Origin of the sequence: Listeria aquatica FSL S10-1188 (assembly GCF_000525795.1) — a bacterium.
In the GTDB taxonomy this organism is placed as follows: domain Bacteria; phylum Bacillota; class Bacilli; order Lactobacillales; family Listeriaceae; genus Listeria; species Listeria aquatica.
This window is the reverse complement of the sequence record NZ_AOCG01000010.1, coordinates 64,537-78,072: the sequence shown is the minus strand read 5'-3', so window position 1 is coordinate 78,072 and position 13,536 is coordinate 64,537. Positions and strand designations below refer to the sequence as shown.

Genomic DNA, 13,536 nt, shown 5'->3' with positions numbered 1-13,536 from the left:
TGCATGTATTAGGCACGCCGCCAGCGTTCGTCCTGAGCCAGGATCAAACTCTCTTTAAAATAAATGGAATTTGAATACTTATCCAACACCGTGAATAAGTCTCCTTAGCGTCAAAATTGACTTTGCTAGCTTTCTTGCTTGTTTTTTTGGAAATCGCTCTCGATTTCCTGTCCTGCGAATTGATTGGTGAAACGTACTGTCTCATCGCTTTTTCGTCTTCTTTTTGTTCAGTTTTCAAAGGTCATTCTTTCTTCGTCACCTTTTTATCAACAACTCTTACATACTACACTATCCAGCCGCAAAAGTCAATGTTTTTCCAAACGAAATTTCGAAAAAAATTTTGTTCTTTTACTATTGTCTCTCGCTGGCACGTTTATTAATATATCATGTTTTATAGGGGTTTGCAAGTAAATTTCTAAAAAAGTTTTCATTTGCACAAAATTGTTTGCAACAGAAAATAATTGTATCTCAATCACTCATGAGTAAAGTTTATTTCCTTAGAAACTTGTGATCTCTTTTTAGATACTATCTATCAATTTATGCAAAAAAGTAGGATGATGTTAATAGAGACAATTATTAACTCGATAAGCAGGTAAATAGACAGTTCTCCTCTGCAATTATCGAAAAAACTTCTTCATACTTTTCCCCAGCTTTAATCCGTGATATCAAAATATTGTAGAAAAACTTACTGTTTCTATTCATTACTGGTAGCATTTTTTAGATGAAAAACTTTTTAATCTTCTATTTTATCTTTACAATCAGATGAATTGAGTTTATATTACGTATAAACAGGGATTACACTGGACGCTACTCCCTATGAACGCTACCAACTCTTGCTCCGAAACTTGAAGACTAGAATTTGAGAAGTTTATTTTACCTCTTTGATATTATATTTTAGAGGTTTATCTGTTACCGGTAACTAAATAAGAAGGCCAAGGTTTGTCTCAAACCTTGGCTTTTTCATTGATAAAGCTTTACTCTTTGTTTCCCGAATAAAGAGAGAACCTTTCTGCTCGATAGCTCCAAGCGGATGAAGGGAAATCTGAAAGCCTGAGTTCATAAACTACTTTACCATTTTTATCAACTTCAACAATCCTACTTTCCTTTCCCTCTGCTAAATAACCGAAATTCACCAATCTATTGCCCGTCGTCGGCATATACCTTGCGCTACCGATAATATTCGTAAAATATTCCTCACCTCGTTCTTTCCCATAAGACCATACTTCTTCGATAGTTTTATTTTTTTTCATTAACTCTATACTGAATGGCTTGACTATATTTTTTCGACTCTTGTGTGTCTCCGCGACTTACTACAACATTATTGTCATACAGAAGAATATCCACAGTTTCATCATTATTATCTTGATCCGGTAAGATAATCGGTGCATGTTGTCCTGCCGGGAATTTCATAACATTATCAACGCTTTTCAACAAATATTTTTGATAGTTTACGGGCCAGCCTTCATCATCTGATAATATCCACTTAATTTGACTGGTCTCATAATCGAGTTTCATGACTGTATCTTGATTTCTCCCTGAAATGATAATACTATCATCGCTCGTGTCATAAACAACTGCATTTTGATGGAACCAATCTATTTTCCCGTCCCCTCTCGCTGAAAAACTCTTATAAAATTTAGCTGGCAATATATTCTTCAAATCAATTTCTTTTACAACCTCTCCAGTGTTTCGATTGATTTCAATCATTGTATCTTCCATATATTTTGTTTCATCATTAATAGTTAGTAGTAAATTCCCTGACGGAAGCTCAATCGCATCATGATGGATCGCAGACTTCTGAGAAGAACCAGATGTTTCACTTTCAGCATCACTTTTCATTTTATAAGCACGATAGATTTTACCAACATAATCCGTTTCAAGTAATAATGAGTAAGTATCATCGCTATTTTCATATTTTGTTAAATATAAAAGATGACCATTTTTCAATTCTTTAAATACATGACTATTATACTTGGTTGAATAATAACGGACTTCTCCCGCAGAATCGACCCCATATGCCCATTTTGTACTTGGCACAACAAAAGTAAGCGAACTATCCGTCTGCTCCATTTTTGTTGTATTTACTTTTGTAACATCTAGTTTTGTAAAATCTTTCGGAAGTGCTTTCGTTCGAATGGAAACCACCTTGGTTGCTTTCATCCCATCTTTCGTTTCTGCAGTTATAGTTACAGTATTATTTTTATCCGCATATAAACCTAAAATAGAAAGATGGTGTTTTGTTTTATATGACGAATTAGAAGTTCTAATGGTTGTTTCTGCTGTTTCACCCTTTACTTCAAGCGAAATTTTAGTCGGCTCCTCCGTTTCAAAAATCGCAACTGCAGACAATGGTGCTGTTCCATAAGGATTAAGTTTTATGTAAGGGTTTTTGAATGTCGCTTCTTTACTATCTTCGGTCATTTTTTCATCAATTTTTTCCTGCTCTGAAATGAGCGTTTTATCTAATAGATAGTTATTACTTGCCGCCTCTTCTTTATTTATACTAACCGTTAAAAGGATTCCACCAAATATCACAATAATAATCAGATACATCCAGTTTTTTCGAATAAATTGCATTGAATCCCCCCGCACATTCATTTGCCTCCCATTTTACAAGATAATTATGAATAAATTATGACAAAACATAAAAATAATTACTTTTTCTAGAAACTAAAAGGTTAATTTTACCCATTTTACGAAAAATTGCGAGCTGATTTTTTCTTACAGATCTAATAACTCACAAATACCCTGAATAATACTGCCAAAAACGCATTTCGTCCCTCTTTTTGCATAGATAAAAAGAAAGGGAGCAAATCTCCTAGCTTGATTTGCTCCCTTTCCATCCCTAAATTATTTCAATTGAATCGCTCCCGATTTTGTTTGGGCTTTAACGTCTACTTGTACAGATGATTTTTCAGATCGACTTGATTTACGGTGCTCCCTATTGATCCTCAATCCACTCTTAGGTGCTTTAATGCTTCCACTTTTAGACTTTAAATCAAAAGTGCAGTCCTTATCGTCAAGCATTTTAATTTGGATAGCTCCACTTTCACTTTTCCACTTTGATGGAGCTTCAATTTTGTCAAACGAGGTATTGATTTCTCCTGATTTTGTTTCAAAACGTCCACTTCCTGTCAATTTTTGTCCTGAGAGCGCTCCACTTTGAGTTTCTACAGATGCGTTCTTTAAGTTCATTTTTGACAAATCAACAGCTCCACTTTCTGTCTTTACCACCAATTTTTTCGAATAATTCTTAGGAATTTCAATCACAACTTTAACATTTGATGGAAATATTTTTTGCCATACTATTCTGGAATCCCTTCCTTGCTTAAATCGAAGTGTTCGCTTTGTTTTTTCGACTACATTCTGATAAGAATAGTTGGCTTGTGTAACTACTTTGATATCATCTGAATTGCCTTCTCTAACCTTTACTTCAGCACTCTCCATATCAATAACTAAATCCTTGTTGCTCGTGTAATTCGCTTCAATCGCGGTTTTTTCTTGGGTAAATACGTAAGCCGCTCCAAAGTATAATGCTGCAAGCACGAGCAAACTACTTACAATCCCGATTATCCATTTTTTCATCTATTTTCCTCCGTCACTGCTTTTAATCCTGTTGAATATATCAACAAATGTGTATCTATTAACTGTTCAAATTCAAGCTGATCTTCTGTTGAATTTAATAGATCTGCTAACCCATGAATGAGGTACCTTGCAATTAATTTCGCCTGGGATTTTTCTAAATGCGTTAGCCTCTCTTTTCTTTTACCTGTCATAAAAATGTCCTGCGTCACTTCATAGGTCAATTGCTCCAATTCTTGTTCAGCCGATGCAAACTGGCTTCCTTCACTATAATTGAATAGTAAATTCATTTCATCCCGTTTTAATTTAAAAAATTGGATAAGTTCTGCTTCAATTTGAGAATAATACTTTGGCGTTCTTCCACTCTCAGCCTCACGCTGTTCATATTTTTTCTTCATTTTCTCAAGTTCAGCTTGATAAATTTCATAAGAAGGTCGTACAATCTCCTCAAACAAAGCTTCTTTATTTTTGTAATAGCGGTATAGATTTCCACTACTCATTTCTGCTTGTATCGCAATTTTTCGGATCGATGACTTGGCATATCCCTCCTTTTTAAATGTTTTTCGCGCCGCTTCTATGATCTTTTTTCGTACATCTTCTTTTAAAATTTGCAAAAGTAATCACCTGTTCATTTTTGTTTTATTATAATCTTCTCTTTACTTATTGTCAATAAATAAAAAACTGAGACATGCAAGAAGCATATCTCAGTTTTTAGCCTAATGAAATTCAGCGAAGTCCCGCCGCTCGTTTTACAAATATTTACGTTGTGATTTCTTCGGCCTTACGTATAAGCCCAACTTTTCCTGTTCTTTTGTGAGCGATATATAAAGCGAAACTATCATCAGTAAAATCACGATGGAAAACGGAAAAGCGACAATTATCGCAGCATTTTGCAAGCCTTGCAATCCACCAGCAAATAGCAATGTGCTCGCAATGCCTGCTTGGAGAATCCCCCAGACGATCTTGATTTGGAAACTCGGGTTCATTACTCCATTCGTCGTTTGAATTCCTAGAACAAATGTTGCTGAATCTGCCGACGTCACGAAGAATACTGCAATTAAAATGATCGCCACAACAGATAGCAATGTGCTCCATGGCAATTCATTAAAGGCGCCAAAAAGAACTTGTTCTGTTGGTAAATTTTTCAGTGCCGAATTTGCCGTTTCCTGTACATCAATTGCCGTCCCGCCAAAAACAGCAAACCAAAGCGTGCTCACAATCGTCGGGAGAACGATAACACCCATTAAAAATTCGCGGATCGTCCGTCCTTTTGAAATTCGTGCGATGAAAAAACCAACAAATGGTGACCAGGACATCCACCAAGCCCAGTAAAAGATGGTCCAACTATTTATCCATTCACGACCAGCTGCATCTCCTGGCGTGGTTCGAAAACTCATTTGAATAAAATTTTGTAAGTAAGCACCGAAACCATTTGTAAATTCATTCATAATTTTTACAGTTGGCCCTAAAAACAAAGTGAGGACAAGTAAAATAGCTGCAATGTATAAATTGACATTACTCAAAAGTTGAATGCCTTTATTTAATCCAGTTGAAGCAGAAATCATAAATAAAATGGTTACGATAATAATGATGATCATTTGAACGGTGAAATTAACTGGAACACCTGCTAGATAAGCAAGTCCCCCATTAATTTGCTGTGCTCCTAGACCGAGAGTTGTAGCTACACCAATAACTGTCGCAAAAACAGCAATGATATCGACCACATGCGCAAGCCAGCCATGAGATTGTTTACCTAATACCGGGTAAAGCGTCGCACTGATTAAACCAGGCGCTTTTTTTCTAAATTTAAAATACGCAAGCGCGAGCGCTACAACCGCATAAATCGCCCACGCAGAAATACCCCAGTGGAAAAAGGTATAGCGCAGAGATTGTGTTAGCGCGGTTTGAGTTCCAGTATCTCCTCCTGGTGCGTTTATCGCAAAGTGTGAAAGTGGTTCTGCAGCTCCCCAGAATACAAGACCAATCCCCATTCCAGCACTGAACAACATCGCAAACCATGAGCGATTACTATATTCTGGTACATCATCTGGTTGTCCTAAACGAATTGCACCTATTGGACTTAAAATAAGGAAAATACAAAAGGCTACGATCACAACAACAACCAGTAAATAATACCAGCCAAATGTCGAGGTTAAAAAGCTTTGAATATTGGCGGTAATTTTTTCAAATCCTTTTGGGAAAACGGTTCCCAGTAAAACTGCAGATAGTACTAGAAAAAAGGAAACCCAAAAAACTACTCCTGTCTTCTTCATAAGCAACTCCTTTATTTTTCTTTTCCCTATAACTTTTCAAACAAAAAAGGTGTTGACTTTTCATGACTAAATCTTAGTATTTTTTTCTTTTTTGTGTAATTGCGCTCTGCTGTCCCATTGCGCGCCCCCTTCCCAAATACACTCTGTTTTTCTATCAGTCACTCCAGTACAAGGGAATTAATAATTCTATTTTATCATAACATAGATTTCACCTCACGTCTGACCAATTTTTTCGCAAGAAACGCGGAAGAGACTTCAAACATTTGATAGGCGAAAACCATCTATGTTCCTACTTGTAACGCAAAACTGCCTACGCGCTTTTTGCGCGTAGGCAGTTCATTTTCTTATTTATTCTTTTCTAACCAATTATGCAATCGATTCAAAACTTTTTCGCGTCCGAGTACTTCGATCGCAAGCGGAAGTTCTGGTCCGTGCATTTCTCCTGTCGTTACAATCCGAATTGGCATGAACAAACCTTTTCCTTTCACACCCGTTTCTTTTTGCACTCGTTTAATCGCTGCTTTCACTTCGTCTGCTTCAAATGGTTCCAGTGTTTCTGCTTCTTTCGCAAAAGCTTCAATCACTGTCGGCACCGTTTCAGCGGCAAGAACTTCTTTTTCTTCATCATCAAATGTCATCTCACTTGCATCCGCAAAGAACATTTCCGACAAACCAACAATTTCCGCGCCATAACTCATTTGTTCGTGGTAAAGTGACACAAGTTTATGCACCCAATCGCGTTCTTCATTAGTCATCTCTTTCGAAACAACACCTGCTTCTTGAAGATGCGGTAAAGCTAGCTCCACTACATCGTTTAATGGTAGTTTCTTCACATATTGATTATTTACCCAAGTCAACTTTTGCTTATCAAACAGCGCAGGTGATTTCGATAAACGTTTTGGATCGAAAATCTTGATGAGCTCTTCTTTAGAAAAGATTTCTTCTTCCCCTTCTGGAGACCAGCCCAGCATGGCAATGAAGTTAAATAACGCTTCCGGCAAATAGCCTAAGTCGCGATACTGCTCGATAAATTGGATAATCGAACCATCACGCTTACTTAATTTACGGCGACTTTCATTGACAATCAACGTCATATGCCCAAAAGTTGGCGGTTCCCATCCAAATGCATTATAAATCATAATTTGTTTCGGTGTATTTGAAATGTGGTCATCACCACGCAATATATGTGTCATTTCCATCAAATGGTCATCCACTGCTACCGCAAAATTATAAGTTGGCATGCCATCTTTTTTCGCGATAACAAAATCGCCAATCCCATTTGTATCAAAGGAGACTTCTTCTTTCACCATGTCGTTAAAAGTGATCGTTTCATTTTCTGGAACAAGAAAACGAATACTCGGCTTCAAACCTTGCGCTTCTTTTTCCGCACGTTCTGCTTCTGTCAAATGACGACATTTCCCGCTATAACGAGGCATTTCACCCCGTGCTTTTTGCGCTTCACGTTCTGCTTCTAGTTCTTCTTCCGTACAATAACATTTATAAGCTTTTCCTTCATCCAAAAGTTGTTCAATTAACGGGTCATAAATATGCGTTCTTTCTGATTGACGGTACGGACCAAAATTCCCTGGTTTATCGACGCCTTCATCCCAGTCAATTCCAAGCCACTTCAAATTCCGCATTTGGCTTTCTTCGCCGCCTTCAACGTTTCGTTTTGCATCAGTATCTTCAATCCGAATGACAAAATCTCCACCATTATGACGTGCAAATAAATAATTGAAAAGAGCGGTACGCGCATTCCCAATATGCAAATAACCGGTTGGACTAGGCGCATAACGCACTCGTACTTTTTTATTGTCTGACAAAATCCTTCACTCCTCATTTTTATTTTTCAAGCAAAACAACTGCTAAACTTATGATCCCTTCTCCCCGGCCAGCAAACCCGAGTTTTTCAGAAGTCGTCGCCTTCACATTCACTTGGTCAATCTCTGCATCCAGCAATTCAGCAATCCGGTTTCGCATCGCATCAATGTATGGCGCCATTTTAGGTTGCTCCGCTATAATCGTGCAGTCTAGATTGGAAAGCAAGTAACCTTCTTCTTTCACCTCTCGAAAGACTTCGCGAAGCAATTCAGCAGAATCAGCATCTTTATAAGCCGCATCTGTATCAGGAAAAAAGTGGCCAATATCTCGCTTCGCAACCGCGCCAATAACGGCATCTGTTATCGCATGAAGCAATACATCCGCATCGCTATGACCAAGTAGTCCTTTTTCATGCGGAATCTCAATACCGCCAATTACCAGCTTTCTTCCCTCGACCAGTTGATGCACATCATAACCTTGCCCAATTCGAATCAACGCTAATTCCCCTCTCGTTCTCCTAAAATCGCCCGTGCTAACGGCAGATCTTCAGGTGTCGTTATTTTAATATTGTAGTAGCTTCCTTCAACTATTTGGATGGGTACACCGAGGCGTTCGACAAGGCTCGCCTCATCTGTCCCTAGAAAATCATCAATCGCAGCTTGTGCGTGAGCCTTTTTTTAATGTTTCTTGCTTAAACGCTTGTGGGGTTTGGACTTGCCAAAGCTTTTCCCGATCAAGGGTTTCTTGCACAATCCCTTGTTCTACTCGCTTCACAGTATCTTTTACTTTCACAGCACAAATCGCAGCTCCTCCACAGCTAGCCGTCTCACATAAGCGATCGATCATATCTAGCGAAACAAATGGACGTGCTCCGTCGTGTACAAGAACAAGCTCAGCTGTTCCACACTTGGCAAGACCATTTTTAACACTATACTGTCGCTCAGCTCCGCCAGAAACCAGCTCAATTCGCGCAAGTTCAGATGCGGGAAGTACCATTTTTTCTAGAAAACGCTCTACAATATGCTTTTCATCCGCCTGGCAAACAACAATTACATGTTTGCAGCGAGAATCGGCAAGAAAAGGCTTAAGCGCATGAACAAAAATCGGTTCACTAGCTAGCTCAAGCCACATTTTATTTTGATTTGTGTTCATGCGCTTTCCTTGCCCAGCAGCAAGAAAAATTAGTTCATAGTCCATTTCTTTAGCTCCTGAATCCTGTTTTAATTCGGTTTCGCGAAAATCATTCTTCCAGCAGAAGTTTGAAGTACACTCGTAACCACCACATCAATCGCTTCATTAATGAAGCGATGTCCGTCTTCAACGACAATCATCGTCCCATCGTCTAAATAAGCAACGCCTTGATTGTGTTCCTTACCGTCTTTCACGACAAGAACGTTCATTGATTCTCCCGGCAAAACAACAGGTTTCACGGCATTAGCCAGATCATTGATATTTAACACAGGAACATTTTGAAACTCACAAACTTTATTCAAGTTGTAGTCGTTCGTAACAACCGTTCCATTCATATTCTTGGCTAATTTTACCAGCTTCGCATCTACTTCAGAAATATCTTCGAAATCACCTTCATACATTTCAACTCGAATATTTTCCTCTTTTTGAATACGATTTAAAATATCAAGCCCTCTTCGCCCACGCGTTCTTTTAAGCGTGTCCGATGAATCCGCGATATGCTGCAGTTCGGCTAGCACAAAGAGCGGGATGACAATCGTTCCATTTAAAAAACCGGTCATCAGAATATCCGCGATTCTCCCGTCAATTATAACACTCGTATCGAGAATTTTATAGTCCTCTGTAGCAGATTGATTGGCATTAGCTTGGCCAGCAACTAGTTTTTTACGTGCATTTTTCCCAGCAAATAATGTCCCGAGTTCATTTCTGCGACTCACGCCAACTCGAAAACCCAGATAACTAAGTAAAAGTGTTAAAACAACTGGAACAACAGAATCTACAATCGGAATCTTCGTTTGGCTAAATGCGTTTCCAGCAAAAAATGCAATGACTAGCCCAATAATCAGACCTAGCCCCCCGTATGCAATTGTTGCACCAGAAATACGTGTTAATCGTTCCTCAAGCCAATTAAGCGCGGATTCTATATATTTCACCGCCCAAAAAGTAATAAGATAAAATATAAGTGCACCAACTAGAGCATTGGAATAAGGATTGTTTAGCCATAACTGATGGCCAATTCCGATTTTCTCATAGACACCCGGCAATATAAAAACACCCGATGTTCCTCCGAGCAAAATAAAACACACTCGAATAATCCATTTTAGCATCTTCACGCCTCCTTTCATTTTCATTGTAAAAAACGTAACATGTTTCCTACCCATTTTACACTAAATCTCAGATGAACAGCAACCATTCTCTTTGCAAAAAAGAAGCAGAATAAGATCTGCTTCTAATCATTTCGGAAGAGCTTGCTGCAAAGCTTCGGCAATCGTTGCCACACGGACAATTTCAACGGATTTTGGAATTTTAAATTCACCGCCGTTATTTGTCGGAATAAAGATTCGCTTAAAGCCTAGTTTGCTCGCTTCTTTTACGCGTTCTTCAATCCGAGCTACACTTCTTACTTCTCCTGTAAGCCCGAGTTCACCAATAAAACAATCCGTGCTTTTCGTTGGGCGATCATGGTAGCTTGATGCGACACTTACCGCAATCGCTAAATCGACTGCTGGCTCATCGAGACGAACACCGCCCGCCGCTTTTAAATAAGCATCTTGATTTTGCAGAAGCAAACCCACACGTTTCTCGAGCACCGCCATAATAAGAGAAACTTTGTTATAATCAAGCCCTGTTGCCATCCGTTTCGCATTTCCGAACATCGTTGGAGAAACAAGCGCCTGAATTTCCACAAGGACAGGACGCGTTCCCTCCATAGACGCTACAACCGTTGAGCCGGAAGCATTATCCAAGCGCTCTTCAAGGAATACTTCAGACGGATTAGCCACTTCCACTAAACCGACATCTCTCATTTCAAAAATCCCGATTTCATTGGTTGAACCAAAGCGGTTTTTAACCGCACGCAAAATACGGTAAGCATGATGACGTTCACCTTCAAAATAAAGTACCGTATCCACCATATGCTCAAGCAAACGCGGTCCAGCGATCGCTCCTTCTTTCGTTACGTGACCAACGATAAACACTGTAATATTTTGCATTTTCGCAATTCGCATCAGTGCTGCTGTTGACTCTCGTACTTGCGAGACACTCCCCGCTGCACTTGTCACATCTGGATGGTAAACCGTTTGAATCGAATCAATAATCACGAAATCTGGCTTAATAAAATCAATCGTCGCTTGGATGGCTTCAAGATTCGTTTCCGCATATAAATACAAATTGTCACCAGAAACCTGGAGACGCTCCGCACGAAGTTTCGTTTGTTTAACCGATTCTTCCCCAGAAATATATAGCACTTTTTTATCCGCTAGCGTAAGCTCCGCAGAAACTTGAAGGAGTAAAGTTGATTTCCCGATCCCAGGATCCCCGCCGACAAGTACCATAGAGCCTTCGACAACACCACCACCGAGCACTCGGTTCAGTTCGGGCATCTTCGTTTGCACACGTTTTTCAGACTCACTCATCACATCCGTGATTCGCATAGCTTTCGAAGGCTCACCTGTATGTTGAAAAGAGCTACGCGAAGCCTTTTTAGAAGGTTCGAGTGCCTCTACCATTTGATTCCACTCGCCACAATTCGGACATTTACCCATCCATTTAGGCGATTCATAACCGCAGGAACTGCAGACAAATTTTGTGGTTCGTTTTGCTTTTGCCATGTGTCATCCCCCATTCTTGCTTATTGTACCACAGAATGTTTGTTCGTGGTTTAGTTTTTGCCAAACTTCTATTTTAACAAGAAAAAACAGCTAGAAATGGCATTTTGAGCCAGGCCTTGCTTTTTCAATCGAATACAAAAATGGCAGACTTTTCGTCTGCCATTTTCTAAAACCTATTCATTAAAAGTTTTTTTCGCTAGCGCAAAAGCAGACCACGCTTTCGGCCACCCCGTATAAAAAGCTAAATGCGTAATCAATTCTACGATTTCTGTTTTTGTCACACCATTTTGTCTAGCTATCTTAAAATGCGCTTCCAACTGTGGCACACCTTGTGTAAGCAAGCTTGCACAAGTAATTAAACTTCTATCACGTGCTGAAAGCTCTGCCTCCCGAGACCAAACTTCACCAAACAAAACATCATCATTAAGCGCTGCAAATTGCGGCGCAAACTCACCCAGTTGTTCACGCCCCGCCGTTTGTTTTTCCACAAAAAGCCCCTCTTTCGTTTTAAAGTTTATCGTATATCTCATCCGAAACCGGTTCAAGCCATTCGGGTGTTCCAGACGTAATCGCGATATGCTCAAACCAGCTATCACGAGTAGCCCCGTGCCAGTGCTTGACACCATCATGTGTGACAACAACGTCCCCAACCTGCAAAAATTGCGCTTCTTTTCCCTCTTCCTGGTACCAGCCTTCACCGCCCGTTACAAGCAAAAGTTGAAAGCCATCGCGATGAATATGCCAGTTATTGCGGCAACCTGGCTCGAAAGTAACATTTCCAACACCCACATTCACTGCTGGATCAGCCACAAGAGTCTTTAAATAACTTTGCCCAACAAAATACTGTGCAAAAGCTTCATTTTTCTCACCTACAGGGAAGATAACCCCATTTTTCACCTGTTCAAACTTCGCCATAAATGCATTCCCCCATTCTACTTTGCTATTCGAACAAAATTCACAGCCATAAAAAAACTGCAACAAAACTTTTCTAAGTTCATGTTACAGCCAACAAATTTATTTGTCTAATACTTCTTAACTAGCCCATCTATGCCTCAAAAGCATCCTTGAAATATTGCAGCAAAACTGCAACCAATGGCGAATGCTCCCGGTGTTTCTTCCAGACAAGTACACATTTTGTTTTCACTTCTGGTACGAGTGGTAAAAATTTCAAACGATCTAAATTCCAAGCTGACAACGCACCTTCAATACCAATTGCCGATCCAACATGATTTTCAACCAGTGGAATTACATTAAAAATCAAATTAAATGTCCCCACAATCTGAAATGATACCCCGCTTTCTTTCGCCCAAGATCCAATCATAGCCGCTACTTCCGTACGCGATGAACTGAGCAAAGGTATCCTAGCTAAATCTGCAATTTCGATCTCATCTTGAACCGCTAGAAACGACTCTTTCGAAACAAGCAATCCCCAACGTTCTTCATGCGGGAGAACTAATTTCTCAAACTGTTTCGTATCCACTGGTTCGATAAGCACTGCCAAATCAAGCAAACCTTTCTCTAGTCTTTCAACAATCATATCACTCGTTCCGCTAAAAATTGTAAACGTTACCTGCGGATATTCATTCACAAGCTCTTCAAGCATCATCGCAACTGTATCCGAGTTATCCGCCTCAACACAGCCGATCGAAACATGCCCGCTAAAAAGCGCTTTTTTCTGATCTTGAAACTCCTGTTCAGTCCGCTCCGTAAGCTCCAAAATTTCCTCCGCACGGCTTTTCAGAAGCAGTCCTGCTTCCGTTAAAACAAGTTCTTTATTTTGCCGAACGAATAGTTCTGTCCCAAGGCTCGACTCAAATTCCTTTAACTGCCGACTGAGCGTTGGCTGTGTAATACGAAGAGCTCTGGCTGCTCTTGACACATTTCGCTCCTCTGCTACTGTCAAAAAATAACGCAACAATCTGATCTCCAATTTCTACTCATCCTTCCGGTCTTTACAAGCAGCAAGCATTAAAATGGCGACAAGTAACAGTGGCGCTTCACCATCTTTTTTCTTCCATCCACCTCATTTGTATAGTCTCTTGATGCCCTTAGATCATCTA

General features: G+C 39.7%; 12 protein-coding genes, 1 rRNA gene and 1 pseudogene. All 14 read right to left on the bottom strand.

All coding sequences use genetic code 11. The features are described from left to right. A 16S ribosomal RNA gene (locus MAQA_RS08000) occupies positions 1–59 on the bottom strand; the annotation flags it as partial. A 915-nt stretch (positions 60–974) separates the two neighbouring features. Beyond that, positions 975–1,250 (bottom strand): aryl-sulfate sulfotransferase, encoded by a 276-nt coding sequence (locus MAQA_RS16145; protein WP_277619958.1) that lies wholly within the window; start codon positions 1,248–1,250, stop codon positions 975–977. After that, complete coding sequence (locus tag MAQA_RS07995) at positions 1,237–2,577, bottom strand: aryl-sulfate sulfotransferase (RefSeq protein ID WP_277619957.1); 1,341 nt, start codon at positions 2,575–2,577, stop codon at positions 1,237–1,239. Before MAQA_RS07995 ends, MAQA_RS16145 begins: the two co-directional genes overlap by 14 nt. A gap of 273 nt (positions 2,578–2,850) precedes the next feature. Then, the gene (locus MAQA_RS07990; protein ID WP_036072926.1) at positions 2,851–3,585 is read right to left on the bottom strand and encodes a DUF4097 family beta strand repeat-containing protein; all 735 of its coding nucleotides are present in this window, start codon (positions 3,583–3,585) and stop codon (positions 2,851–2,853) included. Continuing rightward, positions 3,582–4,196 carry a TetR/AcrR family transcriptional regulator gene (locus tag MAQA_RS13765; protein ID WP_052008540.1) on the bottom strand — a complete coding sequence of 205 codons (615 nt, stop codon included), beginning with the start codon at positions 4,194–4,196 and terminating at the stop codon, positions 3,582–3,584. Before MAQA_RS13765 ends, MAQA_RS07990 begins: the two co-directional genes overlap by 4 nt. Positions 4,197–4,331: 135 nt before the next feature. Next, complete coding sequence (locus MAQA_RS07980; protein ID WP_036072924.1) at positions 4,332–5,855, bottom strand: glycine betaine uptake BCCT transporter; 1,524 nt, start codon at positions 5,853–5,855, stop codon at positions 4,332–4,334. A 344-nt stretch (positions 5,856–6,199) separates the two neighbouring features. Continuing rightward, entirely contained in the window at positions 6,200–7,678 is a 1,479-nt protein-coding gene (gene gltX, locus MAQA_RS07975) for a glutamate--tRNA ligase (RefSeq protein ID WP_036072921.1), read from the bottom strand. 19 nt (positions 7,679–7,697) lie between these two features. After that, the gene (gene ispF / locus MAQA_RS07970) at positions 7,698–8,171 is read right to left on the bottom strand and encodes a 2-C-methyl-D-erythritol 2,4-cyclodiphosphate synthase (RefSeq protein ID WP_036072919.1); all 474 of its coding nucleotides are present in this window, start codon (positions 8,169–8,171) and stop codon (positions 7,698–7,700) included. A 2-nt stretch (positions 8,172–8,173) separates the two neighbouring features. Beyond that, positions 8,174–8,873: pseudogene (gene ispD / locus MAQA_RS07965) on the bottom strand (2-C-methyl-D-erythritol 4-phosphate cytidylyltransferase). 23 nt (positions 8,874–8,896) lie between these two features. Next, positions 8,897–9,973 carry a PIN/TRAM domain-containing protein gene (locus MAQA_RS07960; protein ID WP_036072917.1) on the bottom strand — a complete coding sequence of 359 codons (1,077 nt, stop codon included), beginning with the start codon at positions 9,971–9,973 and terminating at the stop codon, positions 8,897–8,899. Between the two features lie 126 nt (positions 9,974–10,099). After that, positions 10,100–11,476, bottom strand: a complete 1,377-nt coding sequence (radA, locus tag MAQA_RS07955) for a DNA repair protein RadA (RefSeq protein WP_036072914.1) — start codon at positions 11,474–11,476, stop codon at positions 10,100–10,102. Between the two features lie 173 nt (positions 11,477–11,649). Further along, positions 11,650–11,964: a carboxymuconolactone decarboxylase family protein gene (locus MAQA_RS07950; protein ID WP_036072912.1), complete on the bottom strand. Its 315-nt coding sequence runs from the start codon at positions 11,962–11,964 to the stop codon at positions 11,650–11,652. A gap of 19 nt (positions 11,965–11,983) precedes the next feature. Then, positions 11,984–12,391 (bottom strand): cupin domain-containing protein, encoded by a 408-nt coding sequence (locus MAQA_RS07945; RefSeq protein ID WP_036072909.1) that lies wholly within the window; start codon positions 12,389–12,391, stop codon positions 11,984–11,986. 130 nt (positions 12,392–12,521) lie between these two features. Beyond that, the gene (locus tag MAQA_RS07940) at positions 12,522–13,406 is read right to left on the bottom strand and encodes a LysR family transcriptional regulator (protein ID WP_036072907.1); all 885 of its coding nucleotides are present in this window, start codon (positions 13,404–13,406) and stop codon (positions 12,522–12,524) included. Between the last annotated feature and the right edge of the window lie 130 nt (positions 13,407–13,536).